The sequence below is a fragment of the Burkholderia sp. PR2 genome, from assembly GCF_052372875.1.
Taxonomy (GTDB): Bacteria; Pseudomonadota; Gammaproteobacteria; order Burkholderiales; family Burkholderiaceae; genus Burkholderia; species Burkholderia diffusa.
Genome location: NZ_JBQRWH010000004.1, coordinates 297796 through 314513, shown reverse-complemented (window position 1 = coordinate 314513; position 16718 = coordinate 297796). Strand labels below are relative to the sequence as shown.

Here is a 16718-nt window from a genome sequence, read left to right as displayed (position 1 = left end):
TCATTTCTCGGAATCGACGAGGCCGCGCACGAACCAGCGCTGCATCGCCAGCACGACGACGAGCGGCGGAATCATCGCCAGCAGCGTCGCCGCCATTACGTATTGCCATTCAGTCGCGGCGTCACCGCTCGCGATCATCGTCTTGATGCCCACCACCGCCGTCGACAGCGACGCCTCGGTCGTGATCAGGATCGGCCACAGATACTGGTTCCAGCCGTAGATGAACGTGATCACGAACAGCGCCGCGATGCTCGTCTTCGACAGCGGCAGCACGACGTCCCGGAAAAAGCGCAGCGGCCCCGCACCGTCGATGCGCGCGGCGTCCATCAGTTCGTCGGGCAGCGTCATGAAAAACTGGCGGAACAGGAACGTCGCGGTCGCCGATGCGATCAGCGGCAGCGAGAGCCCGGCGTAGGTGTTCGTCAGGTTCAGCGTCGACACGACCTGCACGGTCGGGAATATTCGCACCTCGACCGGCAGCATCAGCGTGATGAAGATCAGCCAGAACGCCGTGTTGCGGAAGGGGAAGCGGAAATAGACGATCGCATACGCGGACAGGATCGACACCGCGATCTTGCCGACCGCGATGCCGAGCGCCATCACGAAGCTGTTGACGAGCAGCCGGCCGAACGGCGCCGTCGTGCCGCCGCTGCCGTGCCCCCAGATGTAGGCGATGTTCTCCAGCAGGTGCGTGCTCGGCACCAGCGACAGCGGGATCGTGAACACTTCCTGCGCGTTCATGGTCGCCGCGCAGAACGCGACGTACACCGGGAACACGATCAGCACGACGCCCGCGATCAGCACCGCGTGGCAGAACAGGTCGAAGCCCTTGCGATTTTCGATCATGCGTATTGCACCCTGCGTTCGACGAAACGGAACTGGATCACCGTCAGGCCGACGACGATGATCATCAGCACGACCGACTGCGCGCCCGAGCTGCCGATGTCGAGGCCCTGGAAGCCCTCCGTGAAGATCTTGTAGATCAGCGTCTTGGTGCTTTGCGCGGGGCCGCCCGCGGTGGCCGCGTCGATCACCGGGAACGTGTCGAAGAACGCATAGACGAGGTTCACGACCAGCAGGAAGAAGCTCGTGGGCGACAGCAGCGGCAGCACGATGTGGAAGAAGCGCCGCACCGGCCCGGCACCGTCGATCGCCGCCGCCTCGATCAGCGAGCGCGGGATCGCCTGCAACCCCGCGTAGAAGAACAGGAAGTTGTAGCTCACCTGCTTCCACACCGACGCGAGCACGACGAGGAACATCGCCTGGCCGCCATTCAGCGCGTGATTCCACACGATGCCGCCCTTCGCGAGCGCATAGGTGACGAGCCCGATGCTCGGGTTGAACAGGAACGCCCACAGCACGGCCGCGATCGTCGGCGCGACCGCGTACGGCCAGATCAGCAGCGTGCGGTACACGCGCGCGCCGCGGATCACGCGGTCGGCGCAGGCGGCGAGCAACAGCGACACGACGAGCCCGCTGACCGTGACGAGCGAGCTGAACACCAGCGTCGTGCGGAACGAGTCGAGGTACAGCGGATCGGCGAACAGGCGCGCGAAGTTCGCGAAGCCGACGAATTCGCTCGACGTGCCGAACGCGTCCTGCATCTGCGTGGACTGCCACAGCGCGACGCCGGCCGGCCACAGAAAGAATACGGCGGTGATCGCGAGTTGCGGCGCGATCAGCAGGTACGGCAGCAGGCTCGCGCCGAAACGGGAACGGGATTGCATCGCGGGCATCCGGTCAGGCGAAACGGGAAAGGAACCGCGCCGCCGGCCGCGCGTGTCGCATATGCGACGCGGCGACCGGCGACACGCACGCGATGCGGGATCAGCCGCCCGACTTCTCGAAGCGGCGCAGCAGTTCGTCGCCGCGCGAGGCCGCCGAATCGAGCGCGTCCTTCGGCGACTTCTTCTGCGCCCAGACCTGCTCCAGTTCCTCGTCGACGACCGTGCGGATCTGCGGCATGTTGCCGAGGCGCAGCCCCTTCGTGTAAGGCAGCGGCGGCTTGTTCATCATCTGCTTGATCGCGGTTTCCGCGCTCGGGTTCTTCGCATAGAAGCCCTGCTGGCGCGTGAGGTCGTACGCAGCCGTCGTGACCGGCAGGTAGCCCGTTTCCTGGTGCCACTTGGCGGCGATCGGCGGCGAGGCCAGGAACGCGAGGAATTTCGCGACGCCCTTGTAGGTCGCCGGATCCTTGCCGGCCAGCACCCACAGGCTCGCGCCGCCGATGATCGCGTTCTGCGGCGCACCCTTCACGTTCGCGTCGTACGGCATCATGCCGGTGCCGTAGCCGAACTTCGCGAACTTCTGCACGTTCGCGAGCGCGCCCGACGACGTCGTCAGGATCCCGCAGTCGCCGCTGTAGAACTTCGCGGACGCTTCGTCCTTGCGGCCCGCATACGTGAACGTGCCGTCCTTCTGCATCTGCTGCAGGAACGCGATGTGCGCGATCTGCTGCGGCTTGTTGAATTCGAGCGCCGCGTCGGTGCCGTCGAAGCCGTTGTTGCGGCTCGCGAACGGCAGCGCATGCCACGCGCTGTAGTTTTCGAGCTGGATCCAGCCTTGCCAGCCGGTCGTGAAGCCGCACGCCATCCCGGACTTGCGCAGCTTCTCCGCGTCGGCCTGCACGTCGGCCCACGTCTTCGGCGGCTGGTTCGGATCGAGCCCGGCCTTCTTGAACGCATCCTTGTTGTAGTACAGCACCGGCGTCGAGCTGTTGAACGGCATCGACACGAGATGGCCCGTCTTCGCGTCGCTGTAGTAGCTCGCGATGGTCGGCACGAACGCCTTTTCGTCGAGCGGCACGCCGGCCTGCTTGAACACGTCGTAGACGGGCACGACGGCCTTCTTCGCCTGCATCATCGTCGCGGTGCCGACTTCATAGACCTGGAGGATCGCCGGCGCGTTGCCGCTGCGATAGGCGGCGATGCCCGCCGCGAGCGCCTGATCGTAGGTGCCCTTGAAGACCGGCACGATCTTGTAGTCGCCCTGCGATGCATTGAACTGCGCGGCGAGCTCGTTCACGCGCTCGCCGAGCGCCGACTCCATCGCATGCCAGAACTGGATCTCCGTCACGGCGAACGCCGCATGCTGCATACCGAACATGAGCGCGCCGCCCAGCGCGATCGAGCGAACCACGGTCCCCGCAGGCTTCTTCTTCATCGACCTCTCTCCTATGAAAACGTTACCAACAGCGTGTGCAACATTCCCGTCGCCATTGAACCGGCGAAGTCTAGTGATCGTTTGTGACAGTCAGTTGTCGTTGATGACGAACAGGCGCTGATATTCCTTCAGCGCGAAGCGGTCGGTCATGCCGGCGATGTAGTGCGCGACGAGGCGCGGCTGCTGCGCTTCGTCGTCCGACTGGTATGGCGGCGGCAGCAGGCGCGGATCGTCGATGAACGCGTCGAACAGCCCCGTGACGACGCGCTGCGCCTTGTTCGCCATGCGCATCACCTTGTAGTGGCGATACAGGTTCTTGAACAGGAAGCGCTTGAGGGCCGCCGCCTGCGCGGCGATCGCCTCGCTGTGCGCGACGAGCTGCGGCGCGGCGCGCACGTCGTCGAGCGACGCGGGCGCGACACGCGCGAGATTGCGCGTGGTCTCGTCGATGAGGTCGACGATCAGCGTGTTGATGATGCGGCGCACCGTCTCGTGGACGAGGCGGCGACCTTCCAGATGCGGGAATTCGGTGAGCGCGGCGTCGTAGTGGCGCTGCCACAGCTCGACTTCGGCGAGCTGCTCGATCGTGATCAGGCCGGAGCGCAGGCCGTCGTCGACGTCGTGGTTGTTGTACGCGATTTCGTCCGCGATGTTCGCGAGCTGCGCTTCCAGCGACGGCTGGCGCCCTTGCAGGAAGCGCTCGCCGAGCGCGCCGAGCTTGCGCGCGTTCTCGCGCGAGCAGTGCTTGAGGATGCCTTCGCGCGTCTCGAAGCACAGATTCAGGCCGTTGAACGCGCCGTAATGCTCCTCGAGTTCATCGACCACGGCCAGGCTCTGCAGGTTGTGCTCGAAGCCGCCGTGCTCGCGCATGCACGCGTTCAGCGCGTCCTGCCCGGCATGGCCGAACGGCGTGTGACCGAGATCGTGCGCGAGCGAGATCGCTTCGACGAGATCCTCGTTGAGCCGCAGGTTGCGCGCGACCGAACGCGCGATCTGCGCGACTTCGAGGCTGTGCGTGAGACGCGTGCGGAAGAGGTCGCCTTCGTGGTTGACGAAGACCTGCGTCTTGTATTCGAGCCGGCGGAACGCGGTCGAATGAACGATACGGTCGCGGTCGCGCTGGAATTCGGTGCGCGCCGCCGGCGGTGTTTCCTGATGGCGGCGGCCGCGCGACTGCGACGCGTGGGCGGCATACGGAGCGAGATGGGCTTCCAGCGCCGCCAGCGTCGGCGGCTCGGCCGGCGCCGCGACGGATGCGCTGCCGGCTTTGGACGGTTTGCTGCTGGATGTCTCGCTCACGTCTCCTCCATGTCAGGGGCGCCGGGGCATCCGGGGCGCCGTTACCGGGTCGTCTGCGCCAGGGTGGCGAACACGGCTTCGTCGGGCGCCTGGGTGATCAGCGTATCGCCGAATCGCTTCAGCAGGATGAACTTGATCGCGCCGGCTTCGGCTTTTTTGTCGACGCGCATCAGCTCCATGTAGCGCGCATCGCCGAGTGCCGGCCCGCGGACCGGCAGGTGCGCGGCGGCGATCACCGCATCGAGCCGCTGCCGCGACGCTTCGTCGAGGAGGCCGAGCCGCACCGACAGGTCGCCCGCCATCACCATCCCGCAGCCGACCGCTTCGCCGTGCAGCCACTCGCCGTAGCCGAGCCCGGCCTCGATCGCATGGCCGAACGTATGGCCGAAATTCAGGATCGCGCGCAGCCCGCCTTCGCGTTCATCGGCCGCGACCACGCTCGCCTTGATCTCGCACGAGCGCTTCACCGCATGCGCGAGGGCGGCCGGCTCGCGGCGGTTAAGCGCATCGACGTTCGCCTCGATCCAGTCGAAGAATGCCGCATCGGCGATCGCGCCCGTCTTGATGACCTCGGCCACGCCGGCCGCCAGCTCGCGATCGGGCAGCGTGGTCAGCGCGCCGATATCGGCGATCACGGCCTGCGGCTGGTAGAACGCGCCGATCATGTTCTTGCCGAGCGGGTGGTTGATGCCCGTCTTGCCGCCGACCGACGAATCGACCTGCGACAGCAGCGTCGTCGGCACCTGGATGAACGGCACGCCGCGCATGTAGCACGCGGCGGCGAAACCGGTCATGTCGCCGATCACGCCGCCGCCGAGTGCGACGAGTGTCGTCTTGCGATCGGCGCGCTCGGTCAGCAGGCCGTCGAAGATCAGGTTCAGCGTTTCCCAGTTCTTGTAGGCCTCGCCGTCCGGCAGCACGACCGTCGAGACGCGCTTGCCGAGCGGCGCGAGCGCCGCGCGCAGCGCATCGCCGTAGAGCGGATCGACCGTCGTGTTCGTGACGATCGTGATCGACGAACCGGTGATGTGAGGAGCGAACAGCTCGGTGCGGCCGATCAGGCCGGCACCAATGTGAATCGGGTAGGCGCGGTCGCCCAGATCGACGTTGACGGTAATCATGCTTGTAGCGGCTTGGCGACGACGCCTGCCAGTTCGAGTTGCATCAGCACCATGTTGACGAGGCCGTTGACCGACGGACGGCCGGTCTCGATGATGAAGTCCGCGCATTCGCGGTAAAGCGGGTCGCGTACTTCGTAGAGCGCTTCGAGACGCGCCTTCGGATCGTCGGTCTGCAACAGCGGGCGGTTCTTGTCCTTGCGCGTGCGCAGCCACAGATCGTGCGGATTGGCGCGCAAATAGATGACGATGCCGCTGCCTTTCAGGCAATCGCGATTTTCAGGGCGCAGCACCGCGCCGCCGCCCGTCGCGAGCACGATGTTCTCGCGCTGCGTCAGATCGGCGATCACCTGCGATTCGCGGTCGCGAAACCCGGCCTCGCCCTCCATCTCGAAGATCACCGGAATGCGCGCACCCGTGCGGGCCTCGATTTCGTGGTCGGAGTCGAAGAACGTCCTGTCGAGCCGGCGCGCGACCGCACGGCCCACGGTGGTCTTACCCGCTCCCATAAGGCCGACGAAAAATACGTTTGCGTGTGGGTCCCGCGCTTGCAACGGCTTCCTCTGCTTGAATCTTGCTGGTGTGTGGCGCAGCTTACTGGCAAAGCGGCTGCCTTGTCGAGCCTGCACCACCGGCTTCCGGCCCCGCTTTTCCCGCATCCGCGTCGCCCGCGCCGGCCGTTTCGCAACGCGCGCCGACGACCGTCGGCGTGATGAAGACGACCAATTCGTTACGCTGGTCGCGCCGCGCACGGTGCCGGAAAAGCGCGCCCAGAACCGGTATTTTGCCCAAGAGCGGCACCCGCGTCACATCGTCCCGGTTCAACTGCTCGTAAATCCCGCCGATGGCGACCGTTCCGCCGTCCTCGACCTCGACACGCGTCTGGACGTGCTTCGTATGAATCGCCGGGCCGGCGGCCGTCGGCTCGCCGATGCTGTCCTTCGTCACGTCCAGGTCGAGCACGACGCGCCCGTCGGGCGTGATCTGCGGCTCGACCTCGAGCTTCAGCGTCGCTCGGCGGAACTGCACGCCGCTCACGCCGTTGCCGACTTTCGCCTGGTACGGCAGCTCCGACCCCTGTTCGACGATCGCCTTCACGCGATCGGCCGTCACCACGCGCGGGCTGGAAACGATCTGGCCCCGGCCCTGCGCCTCGAGCGCGCTCAATTCGATGTCGAGCACGCGGCTGAGGGGCGCTGCGAACAACGTGAAGCCGGCCGTCGCCGCCTCGAAGCCGCCGAGCGGTCGCGCGGCCAGGTCGAGCGCGTTGCGCGTGTCCGTCGCGGGCGCCGCCCCCTCGGCTACGGGGGCCCGCCCTTGGGCGCGCAGCGCGACGCGAGCCCCGAGATTGCGCGAGAACCCCTGTTCGCCCTCGACGATGCGCGCCTCGATCCGGACCTGCCGCGACGGCCGGTCGATCGCGTCGATCAGGCCCGCGATCTGCTCGATGCGCGGCGCCAGGTCGGTGACGAACAACAAGTTCATGCGCGGATCGGCCGCCGCGGCGCCGCGTTTCGACAGCAGGCGCTGGCCGGTCGCCCCCGCCAGCAACCGCTGCACGTCCTGCGCACGTGGGTAATGCAGCGCGAAGGTTCGGCTCGCGAGCGGCTCCAGCTCGGCCGCACGAGCGTGCGTTTCGAAGCGCTCGCGCTCCCGCGCGGCGAGTTCGGCCGCCGGAGTGACCCAGATCACGTTGCCGCGCCGGGACATCGCCAGCCCGTGCGTGTCGAGCAACGTATCGAACGCATCGCGCCAGCGGACATTGTTCAGACGTAATGTCACGGTACCGCGCACCTGCTCGCCGACGATGATGTTCAGCCCGGTGAATCGCGCGAGCGCGTCGAATGCGGCCGCGAGCCCGGCGCCCTGCAGATTCAGCGAGATTCGACGCGCGTCGTCGGCATCGCCGGGGTGCCGCGCCGCGGCGTCGCTCATGCGCACCGGCGGAGGCAATGGAATCGGCGGCCCTTCCAGCTGGAGCACCGGTGCCGCAGTGTCCGCCTGAAGTACCGCGCGCGCCGCTTGGTCGAACGGCTGCGGACCATCGTGCGCGGGCGCGTCACCGCCCACGCCGTCCGCGCCATCAGGCGCGCCCTGCGGCAGCGGCGTCTCCTCGGCGTACGCCCGTATCGATCCGATCGGCCAGCCGGCCGGCGGCAAAGGCGGTAGCGCCGCATCCACGGTGGCCGCGCTCGATCCAGCCCAGAATGCGATCACCCACCATCCGTACTTCGTCATGAGTGGTCTCCGTCGTCCACGACGAACCGGCGTGCGCCATCGGCCGTCGCGACCGTCACGGCACCGGCATCGACGCTCACCACACGCGACACCCCGAACGCCTCGCCCGGCGCGACGGTCGCGAATGCGCCATCGCCGGCGTCGAACAGCGCGAGCCCGGTGCGTCCGTCGCGAATGGTGCCGGCCAGGCGCGGCGGCGTATCGTCGGCTACCGTCGGCGAACCGGCGTCGCCGAATGGATCGTCGCTCGGCGCACCGGCAAGCACCGCCTCCGCGCCGTCCGGAACGCGGGCCCCCGACAGCGCCGGAAACACGTCGATCGTCATGTCCACCCGCGACGCGGGCGGTTTCCTCTCGATATGCAGCCCCGACGGCACCACCAGCGCGGGGAAACTCGCCAACCCGCCCATCAGGCGCAGCAGTGCCGGAAAACCGCCGTCCGCGACGATCCGTACCGTGCGCCGGCCATCCGGCGCTGCATCGTCAGTGCGACGTGGTTCGATCGACACAACCCGCAGTCCGCTTCCACGGACCAGGTCAGCCAGCTCCAGCATCAGCGCGGGCCACCCTGGCGCAGGCGGCGAGCTGGCGTCGCGCCCGGCAGGCGTGCCCATATCGCGCCGCGGCGCGGCGGCCGCGAGCAGCCGTTGTGCGTCGACGGCCCGTATCTGCGCCGTTGCCAGCAACGCGCGACTGCGTGCGAGTCCGCTTCCATCGACGGCACTCATCAGATGAATGCCACCCACCGTCACGACCGCGAATGCCAGCGCGCAACCCACGGCGTGCAACGCGGCCGGCGACATCCGCGTCATGCGGCCGAACCACTCGACACCGTCAGGCATGGACCGATGCACGATGGCCGTCATGCTCCGCCTCCCGTTGCCTTCTGTCGCGGCGGCGCGTCGTGCCAGCGCACCTGGACGGAAAAACGGAACGGCGCGGCCGAACCCGGGACCGGCGTGGCCGACGCCGGTGTCAACGCACCGATGTCGAATCGCCAGTCGCGCTGCTCGGCCGCGATCCGTGCGAGCCACTGCGCGGCAGTCCGGTAACTCGTCGCGCGCGCGTCGAGCTCGGCACCGGACGGTGTCGTACGCAATGCGTCGAGCCGAACAGTGTCGTCGCGCACCAGCGCCAGCGTCGCGAGCAGTCCGGCAACGCGCCGGTAAGGCCCGGCAAGGACGACTGCCCGCACATCGCGTTGCGCGAGATCGGCTGCCGCGCCGGCGGTGCGCCGTGCGGCATCGACCTGCGGCTGCAATTGCCGCAGCCGCGCCTCCACGCGCGTGCGCTCGGCATCCACGCGCCATCGCCACGCTATCGCCGCCCCTGTCCAGACACAGGCCCCGAGTGCACCGAGCATGATCGCCGCCCCGCACTGCGTGGCGCGGCGGCGCCGCAGCGCCTGCGCCAGCCGCTCACGGTACGGCAGCAAATTGAAGCCGCCGAGCGCGGCATGGCTGGCGGCAGCGCGCCCGAACCCCATATCGACCATCATTCCCACACCCCGCGCAGCGCCAGCCCGATCGCGAGGGCAAACGCCGGACCGCCCGGCGCGCCGGCGGGCTCGCGCGGCAGCCCGTCCCATCCGGTGCAGTCGAACGGCACCACGGCCACCCCGAGCGCATCGCCGATATCGGCAGCCGACGTGCCGCAGCGGCCGATGCAGCGCTCGTCGCCGGCCACGAGCACGCAGCGCACGGGCTCGAATACGCACTGGCGCAATGCATCAGGCAACGCCGCCTGCGCGTCGCCGGACAGCGCGAGCACCGGCGCGGCGATCGCGCCGTCAATCCGCCAGCCGCGCAAACCCGTGTCGCTAAACCAGAATGCGGCATACGGGCCGTGTGCGTCAGGCTCGAACTGCGCGGCATAGCGCAACGCGCGCAGTGCGGCAGCTGACTCGCCGTCGACGGCCGTCAGATCGATGCCAGCCTGCGCGGCCACGTCGATCCGCCGCTCGAGCAACGCCTGCGGCGCCACGGCGACCGCAATCTCGCCCGGGCACGCATCGTCGTCCTGCCGCCAGTCGAACGCGAGGTTGTCGGGTGCCAGCCCCGAGATCCGTTCGGCCGCCTGCCGGGCGGCGTCCGCGATGTCGTCGCGTCCGGCCAGATCAAGCGTCGCGGTCTGCATCTCGTCATCGCGCAGCGCCATCACGCCGCGTGCGTCGCAGCACACACCCGCCGCCGACAGCCGCGACACGGCCGCCGCCAACGCACGTGCCACCGCAGCCCAGCGCGCGTCCTCCGGCCCACCTGCCAGTCCGACCGGCTCCCGCTCGAGTCCTTCGACCCGAACATCCGCAGCCCGGCCGCGCCGGCTCAGCACGGCCACCCTCACCTCGTCCGCCCCGACGTCGATGCCCGTCGAACGGTGCCTGCCCGGCGCGAACCGCGCCGCCCATCGTCCTGCCATTCCACCCTCCCGCGATCGTTGCGGCCCACGCCGCGTTTCCGATGCCTGATTCTGCAAAGCGCCGCGCGCACCCGACAGTCGGCCGGACGGCCAGTCGTGACACAAGCGGCCGCGCGGACGCCATACTGGCGGCACCGCGATCCGCCGCGTTCCGGCCGACGCCCCCCCGCGCCAGGACCGTCTTACCGGGCAGCTATAATCGCGGGACTGTTTTCCGGTATGCCTATGCAATCCACGTCTCCTACGTCCCCGCCTCCCGCGCCCGAGCCGAAGAAGCGATCCTGGTGGCTGAAAGTCCTGATCGGCGTCGCCGCGATGTGCGTGGCCCTCGTCGTGGCCGGCGGCCTCGTGCTCGGCTACGCGCTCGTCGTCGCGTGGCCGAACATGCCGTCGCTCGAAGCGCTGACCGACTATCGTCCGAAGGTACCGTTGCGGATCTACACGTCGGATCACGTGCTGATCGGCGAATTCGGCGAGGAACGCCGCGACATCGTCCATTTCAAGGACGTGCCCGACTCGCTCAAGAAGGCGATCCTCGCGATCGAGGACGCGCGCTTCTACGATCACGGCGGCGTCGACCTCACCGGCATCGCCCGCGCCGGCTTCGTCGCGCTGACGAACGGCCATGCATCGCAGGGCGCGAGCACGATCACGATGCAGGTCGCGCGCAACTTCTTCCTGTCGAGCGAAAAGACCTACACACGCAAGATCTACGAGATGCTGCTCGCGTACCGGATCGAGCGCGCGCTGACGAAGGATCAGATTCTCGAGGTCTACATGAATCAGATCTATCTCGGTCAGCGTGCGTATGGCTTCGCGAGCGCGGCGCGGGTCTACTTCGGCAAGGACCTGAAGGACATCACGCTCGCGGAAGCGGCGATGCTCGCGGGGCTGCCGAAGGCGCCGTCCGCGTATAACCCGGTCGTCAATCCGAAGCGCGCGAAGGTGCGCCAGGAATACATCCTGCAGCGGATGCTCGAACTGAACTTCATCACGCGCGAGCAGTACGACGAAGCCGTCGCGCAGCCGCTCGTCGTCAAGGGCGCGGGCCGCGAGTTCAGCGTGCACGCCGAGTACGTCGCGGAAATGGTCCGGCAGATGATGTACGCGCAGTACCGCGAGGAAACCTATACGCGCGGCTTCAATGTCGTCACGACGATCGACTCCGCCGACCAGCAGGTCGCGTACACCGCGCTGCGCAAGGGCATCATGGATTACGAGCGCCGCCACGGCTATCGCGGGCCGGAAGGCTTCATCGAGCTGCCGGCCGGCGCCGATGACCGCGAGCAGGCGATCGACGACGCGCTGCTCGAGCACCCCGACAACGGCGAACTGGTCGCGGCGGTCGTCACCGCCGCAACCCCGCGGCAGATCACCGTCGCCTTCATCGACGGCAGCAGCGCGACGATCGAAGGCGACAACCTGCGCTTCGCGTCGGGCGCGCTGTCAGCCAGCGCGCAGCCGAACCGCCGCATCCGTCCGGGCGCGATCGTCCGGGTCTCGAGGAACGACGCAGGCAAGTGGGCGATCACGCAGTTGCCGCAGGTCGAAGGCGCGTTCATTTCGATCGTCCCGCAGGACGGCGCGATCCGCTCGCTCGTCGGCGGCTTCGACTACAACAAGAACAAGTTCAACCACGTCACGCAAGCGTGGCGGCAACCGGGTTCGTCGTTCAAGCCGTTCATCTACTCGGCGTCGCTCGACAAGGGCCTCGGACCGGCCACGGTGATCAACGACGGCCCGCTCTATTTCAGCGCCGCGGAAACCGGCGGCCAGCCGTGGGAGCCGAAAAACTACGGCGGCGGCTTCGAAGGCCCGATGTCGATGCGCACTGCGCTGCAGCGCTCGCGCAACCTCGTGTCGATCCGGATCCTGAACCACATCGGCACGAAGTACGCGCAGCAGTACATCACGCGCTTCGGCTTCGACGCCGACCGCCATCCGGCCTATCTGCCGATGGCGCTCGGCGCGGGCCAGGTCACGCCGCTGCAGATGGCCGGCGCGTACTCGGTGTTCGCGAACGGCGGCTTCCGCGTGAATCCGTACCTGATCGCCGAAGTGACCGATCCGAATGGCGCGATCGTCGCTCGCGCGCAGCCGCTCATCGCCGAGCAGAACGCGCCGCGCGCAATCGACGCGCGCAACGCGTACGTGATGAACAGTCTGCTGCAGAGCGTCGCGCAGCGCGGCACCGGCGCGCGCACCAATGTGCTGAAGCGCACCGACCTCGCCGGCAAGACCGGTACGACGAACGATTCGCACGACGCATGGTTCGCCGGCTACCAGCACACGCTCGCGGCGATCGCGTGGATCGGCTACGACAACCCGCGCAGCCTCGGCGATCGCGAAACCGGCGGCGGCCTGTCGCTGCCGGTCTGGATCGACTACATGGGCGCGGCGCTGAAGGGCGTGCCGGAGTTCAAGCCGACGATGCCGGACGACGTCCAGGCGCTCGGCAGCGAGCTGTACTTCACCGAGTTCACGCCGGGGCACGGCTTCGTATCGACGGTCGGCGTGCCGCAGGCGCCGGCGGTGCAGAACACCGACGAACCCGTACCGCACGTCGACGAGCAGGAGAAGCAGGACATCATGAACCTGTTCCGCGGCCATTGACACGCATGGCCCGAGCATGAAAAAAGCGCCCCGCAGGGCGCTTTTTTCTTGTGCTTCGATCCGGCGTATCGGGTGCCGGACGTTACGCGCCGAACGTGATCGGCAGACCGGCCTGCTGCGTCGCGTAGTCGGTGAGCGCCGCGAAGAACTCGGCGCCCGTGCGCGTGTCGCGCCATTCGCCGTCCACGAAACGGTAATGGAATCCGCCCGCCTTCGCGGCGATCCACAGTTCCTTCATCGGCGGCTGGAGATTGATGATGATCTTCGAGCCGTTCTCGAACGTCAGCGTCAGCACGCTGCCGTTGCGCTCCAGATCGATGTCGTGATCGCCATCGTTCGCGGCATCCACGGTACGCTCGACGGCCGCCAGCACGGCCTCGGCACGGGCCAGGTATTCAGTATCGGACATGCTAAACTCTATCGGTTAAATTGTTCAGGGACGATCATGCGAGTCGTTTTCCGGATGAGCGCGATTGTAGCGGCTTTGGCGATACTTGCCGGCTGCGGTCAACGCGGCCCGCTCTATCTGCCCACCGTGCCGCCGTTGCCGGCGAAGCCCATCCAGCAGCAGGACACGCCGCCGTCGGACGTCATGCCGACCGATGAAAACGCGTCGTCCGAGAGCATTCCCGATTCTTCCGGCACGCCGCTCACGCTGTCGCCGGAACTGTCGAGCGATGCGTCGAGGGCCGCGACGCCCGCATCCGGTCCGGCTGTCGCGCAGTAATCGCACACCGCCACTCGCGCGGCTCCGTTCGCAACAAAGGCGATGACGTCCCGTCATCGCCTTTTGTTTTTCCAGGCGCGCACGTCATGCACGGATGCGCCGCCAGCCCCATTCAAGCAGCCGCCAGCCGAGCAGCACCGCTACGATCGTCGCGTAGAGCTTCGGCTGTTCGAGATTGTGCTTGCCGGCCCGCATCCACCAGAAATGCAGCACACCGAACAGCGCAATCGCATAGATTGCGCGATGCAGCGTCGCCCAGTGACGGCCGAGCCGGCGCACCATCGCCCGCGGCGACGTCGCGGCCAGCGGAATCAGCAGCACGAACGCGGCGAAGCCGACCGTGATGAACGGACGCTTGCCGACGTCCTTCAGGATCGCAAGCACGTCGAACCACTTGTCGAACCACAGATACGTCGTGAAATGCAGCGTCGCGTAAAAGAACGCGAACAGGCCGATCATCCGACGAAAGCGCAGCAACGCGGGAACACCTGTCACGCGCCGAAGCGGCGTGACGGCGAGCGTGACGCAGAGCATCACCAGCGTCCAGAGGCCCGTCGAACGCGTGATGAACTCGATCGGGTTCGCGCCGAGCCGGTCGGTCAGCCCGAACAGCACCACGCGCGCGAGCGGATAGAGGCCGGCCGCGAAAACCAGCACCTTGACGGGCGCAAGCCAGCGCGGCGAGGCGTTCCGAACCGTGCCGGCCCCTGCACCACCGGCGGCAGCCATGCGCATGCCGGACGCACTCGCGGGCGTCAGCGTCGAAGGAGGGATGTCGTTTCTCACCGGCGCGCTCAGAAGTTCTTTTTCAGATCCATGCCCTGATACATCGACGCGACGAGATCGCCGTAGCCGTTGAACATCAGGGTCTTGCGCTTCGGCGTGAAGAAGCCGTCCTCGCCGATCCGGCGCTCGGTCGCCTGGCTCCAGCGCGGGTGATCGACGTTCGGGTTCACGTTCGAATAGAAACCGTATTCATTCGACGCATACGTGTTCCAGCTCGTCTTCGGCTGCTTGTCGACGAAGCGGATCTTCACCAGCGACTTCGCGCTCTTGAAGCCGTACTTCCACGGCACGACGACCCGCACCGGCGCGCCGTTCTGGTTCGGCAGCACCTGGCCGTACACGCCCATCGTCAGCAGCGTCAGCGGATTCATCGCCTCATCCATCCGCAGCCCTTCCGAGTACGGCCAATCGAGCACCGGCGTCGACAGCCCCGGCATCTGCGACGGATCGGCCAGCGTGATGAACTGTACATATTTCGCGTTGCCGGTCGGCTGCACGCGCTTGATCAGTTCGGACAGCGGCACGCCGATCCACGGAATCACCATCGACCATCCCTCGACGCAACGCAGCCGGTACACGCGCTCCTCGAGCGGCGCGAGCTTCAGCAGTTCATCGAGATCGAACACCTTCGGGTGCAGCACCTCGCCCTCGACGCTCACGCGCCACGGGCGCGGCCGCAGCGTGCCCGCGTTCTGGGCCGGGTCGCTCTTGTCGGTGCCGAATTCGTAGAAGTTGTTGTAGGACGTGATGTCCTTGAACGGCGTCACCTTGTCGGCCGCGACGAACCTCGGATTGGTTTTCGCCGCGAGCTTCGCGGCCCGCGCGTCCGGCGACGCATAGGCCGCGAACGCCGCGCCGCTACCGCCGAGCAATCCGCCCGCCGCCGCCAGGCCGGCGGCCTGCAATACACGCCGCCGGTTCTCGAACACCGCGCGCGGCGTAATCTCGCTCGGCGCGATATCACCGCCGGTCAGTACGGTGCGCAAAGGGTGTTTGATCCACATCGTGCTGCTCCTCCTGCATGCGCGGCGCGCACGCTTCATGGGTGTTCGACCCGAGCCGTCCTGCGCCGTTCGACGCCCGGACCGTCCGCCCGTTACAAAAGAAAACCGCCGGGCACGCAGTGCGCCGGCGGTCTTTTGTCGGACCAGCGTCGAAAATCTTACAGCTTGCCGTAGCTATGCAGCCCGGACAGGAACATGTTGACGCCGAGGAACGCGAACGTCGTCACGAGCAGGCCCGTGAGCGCCCACCAGGCGGCGACCGCGCCGCGCAGGCCCTTCATCAGGCGCATGTGCAGCCAGGCCGCGTAGTTGAGCCATACGATCAGCGCCCAGGTTTCCTTCGGGTCCCAGCTCCAGTAGCCGCCCCATGCTTCGGCGGCCCACAGCGCGCCGAGGATCGTCGCGATCGTGAAGAACGCGAAACCGACCGCGATCGACTTGTACATCACGTCGTCGAGCACCTCGAGCGTCGGCAGACGATCGGCGAGCACGCCGCGCTCCTTCATCAGATACGCGACCGACACCATCGCCGACAGCGCGAAGCTGCCGTAGCCGATGAAGTTCGCCGGGACGTGAATCTTCATCCACCAGCTCTGCAGCGCCGGCACGAGCGGCTGGATCTGCTGCGCGTCGCGCGCGACCGAGTACCACATCAGGAAGCCGACGGCCGCGCTGATGACCAGCAGCACGAACGCGCCGAGCGAGCGCGTGCCGTAGTGGCCTTCGTAATACAGGTAGAGCAGTGCGGTGATCAGGCTGAACAGCACGAAGACTTCATACAGATTCGACACCGGGATATGCCCGACGTCGGCACCGATCAGGTAGGACTCATACCAGCGCACCATCAGGCCGGTGAAACCCATCAGCACCGCGACCCACGTCAGTTTCTGGCCGATCGCGGAGCCCGACTCCGAGCGCGCGAGCAGGCCGATCCAGTAGAAGATCGTCGCGAGCACGAACAGCGCGCTCATCCACAGGATCGCGGACTGGCTCGACAGGAAGTATTTGAGGAAGAACGCCGAATCGGCACGCGCGAGATCGCCCTGGTAGATCTGGATCGACAGCAGCGACAGCACCGCGATCGACGCCATCATCAGCCGCGCGGGCTTCCAGCGCCAGCCGAGCACGACAAGCGCCGGCACCGTGCCGATCATCACCGCCTTGTCGTAGTAATTCATGTGTTCGTTGTAATGCACGAACGCATAGCCTGCGCCGACCACGAGAGCCAGGGCGAACAGCCAGTCGATGATCGACAGGCGGGCGAGGAACGGACGGTCGTCGAACAACGGCGCCGGATTCGGGGCCTGAACCGGCCCCGAACGGGAAGAGGAGACTTGAGTGAGATCCATGATG

General features: G+C 67.2%; 16 protein-coding genes. 2 read left to right on the top strand and 14 right to left on the bottom strand.

Features of this window, described 5'->3' with window-relative positions:
- The 10 genes from ugpE to ACT2FV_RS18590 form a co-directional block, all read right to left on the bottom strand.
- The gene (gene ugpE / locus ACT2FV_RS18635) at nt 1-846 is read right to left on the bottom strand and encodes a sn-glycerol-3-phosphate ABC transporter permease UgpE (protein ID WP_059599794.1); all 846 of its coding nucleotides are present in this window, start codon (nt 844-846) and stop codon (nt 1-3) included.
- Entirely contained in the window at nt 843-1727 is an 885-nt protein-coding gene (ugpA, locus tag ACT2FV_RS18630) for a sn-glycerol-3-phosphate ABC transporter permease UgpA (RefSeq protein ID WP_124628056.1), read from the bottom strand. The genes ugpE and ugpA overlap by 4 nt, the downstream gene beginning before the upstream one ends.
- A 100-nt stretch (nt 1728-1827) precedes the next feature.
- Nucleotides 1828-3162 (bottom strand): sn-glycerol-3-phosphate ABC transporter substrate-binding protein UgpB, encoded by a 1335-nt coding sequence (gene ugpB, locus ACT2FV_RS18625; protein ID WP_444504576.1) that lies wholly within the window; start codon nt 3160-3162, stop codon nt 1828-1830.
- Between the two features lie 90 nt (nt 3163-3252).
- The gene (locus ACT2FV_RS18620) at nt 3253-4461 is read right to left on the bottom strand and encodes a deoxyguanosinetriphosphate triphosphohydrolase (protein WP_151052085.1); all 1209 of its coding nucleotides are present in this window, start codon (nt 4459-4461) and stop codon (nt 3253-3255) included.
- 41 nt (nt 4462-4502) lie between these two features.
- A complete protein-coding gene (aroB, locus tag ACT2FV_RS18615) occupies nt 4503-5582 on the bottom strand; it encodes a 3-dehydroquinate synthase (RefSeq protein WP_059599791.1) in 1080 nt (359 codons plus the stop codon).
- Nucleotides 5579-6133, bottom strand: coding sequence for a shikimate kinase (locus ACT2FV_RS18610; RefSeq protein WP_082728862.1), 555 nt, complete (start codon nt 6131-6133; stop codon nt 5579-5581). The genes aroB and ACT2FV_RS18610 overlap by 4 nt, the downstream gene beginning before the upstream one ends.
- Before the next feature lie 40 nt (nt 6134-6173).
- Nucleotides 6174-7817 (bottom strand): type IV pilus secretin PilQ, encoded by a 1644-nt coding sequence (locus tag ACT2FV_RS18605; RefSeq protein ID WP_444504575.1) that lies wholly within the window; start codon nt 7815-7817, stop codon nt 6174-6176.
- Nucleotides 7814-8683: a pilus assembly protein gene (locus ACT2FV_RS18600; protein ID WP_444504574.1), complete on the bottom strand. Its 870-nt coding sequence runs from the start codon at nt 8681-8683 to the stop codon at nt 7814-7816. Before ACT2FV_RS18600 ends, ACT2FV_RS18605 begins: the two co-directional genes overlap by 4 nt.
- Complete coding sequence (locus tag ACT2FV_RS18595; RefSeq protein ID WP_444504573.1) at nt 8680-9315, bottom strand: fimbrial protein; 636 nt, start codon at nt 9313-9315, stop codon at nt 8680-8682. The genes ACT2FV_RS18600 and ACT2FV_RS18595 overlap by 4 nt, the downstream gene beginning before the upstream one ends.
- Complete coding sequence (locus tag ACT2FV_RS18590) at nt 9312-10235, bottom strand: competence protein ComA (protein ID WP_444504572.1); 924 nt, start codon at nt 10233-10235, stop codon at nt 9312-9314. The genes ACT2FV_RS18595 and ACT2FV_RS18590 overlap by 4 nt, the downstream gene beginning before the upstream one ends.
- Before the next feature lie 225 nt (nt 10236-10460).
- On the opposite strand from ACT2FV_RS18590, the gene ACT2FV_RS18585 reads away from it, so the two are divergent.
- Nucleotides 10461-12848, top strand: a complete 2388-nt coding sequence (locus ACT2FV_RS18585; protein ID WP_108064679.1) for a penicillin-binding protein 1A — start codon at nt 10461-10463, stop codon at nt 12846-12848.
- An 82-nt stretch (nt 12849-12930) separates the two neighbouring features.
- On the opposite strand, the gene cyaY is transcribed toward ACT2FV_RS18585, so the two are convergent.
- Nucleotides 12931-13257: an iron donor protein CyaY gene (cyaY, locus tag ACT2FV_RS18580; protein ID WP_059599785.1), complete on the bottom strand. Its 327-nt coding sequence runs from the start codon at nt 13255-13257 to the stop codon at nt 12931-12933.
- A 36-nt stretch (nt 13258-13293) separates the two neighbouring features.
- Between cyaY and lptM the strand changes: the two genes are divergently transcribed.
- A complete protein-coding gene (gene lptM, locus ACT2FV_RS18575) occupies nt 13294-13575 on the top strand; it encodes an LPS translocon maturation chaperone LptM (protein WP_124628070.1) in 282 nt (93 codons plus the stop codon).
- A gap of 84 nt (nt 13576-13659) precedes the next feature.
- On the opposite strand, the gene msrQ is transcribed toward lptM, so the two are convergent.
- The 3 genes from msrQ to ccsB all read right to left on the bottom strand — a co-directional run bounded on the left by msrQ (nt 13660) and on the right by ccsB (nt 16714).
- On the bottom strand, nt 13660-14349 hold the full coding sequence (gene msrQ, locus ACT2FV_RS18570) for a protein-methionine-sulfoxide reductase heme-binding subunit MsrQ (protein ID WP_444505434.1): 690 nt from the start codon (nt 14347-14349) through the stop codon (nt 13660-13662).
- Between the two features lie 20 nt (nt 14350-14369).
- Entirely contained in the window at nt 14370-15365 is a 996-nt protein-coding gene (gene msrP, locus ACT2FV_RS18565) for a protein-methionine-sulfoxide reductase catalytic subunit MsrP (protein ID WP_444504571.1), read from the bottom strand.
- Nucleotides 15366-15523: 158 nt separating this feature from the next.
- Nucleotides 15524-16714: a c-type cytochrome biogenesis protein CcsB gene (ccsB, locus tag ACT2FV_RS18560; RefSeq protein WP_059692389.1), complete on the bottom strand. Its 1191-nt coding sequence runs from the start codon at nt 16712-16714 to the stop codon at nt 15524-15526.
- Nucleotides 16715-16718: the final 4 nt, after the last annotated feature.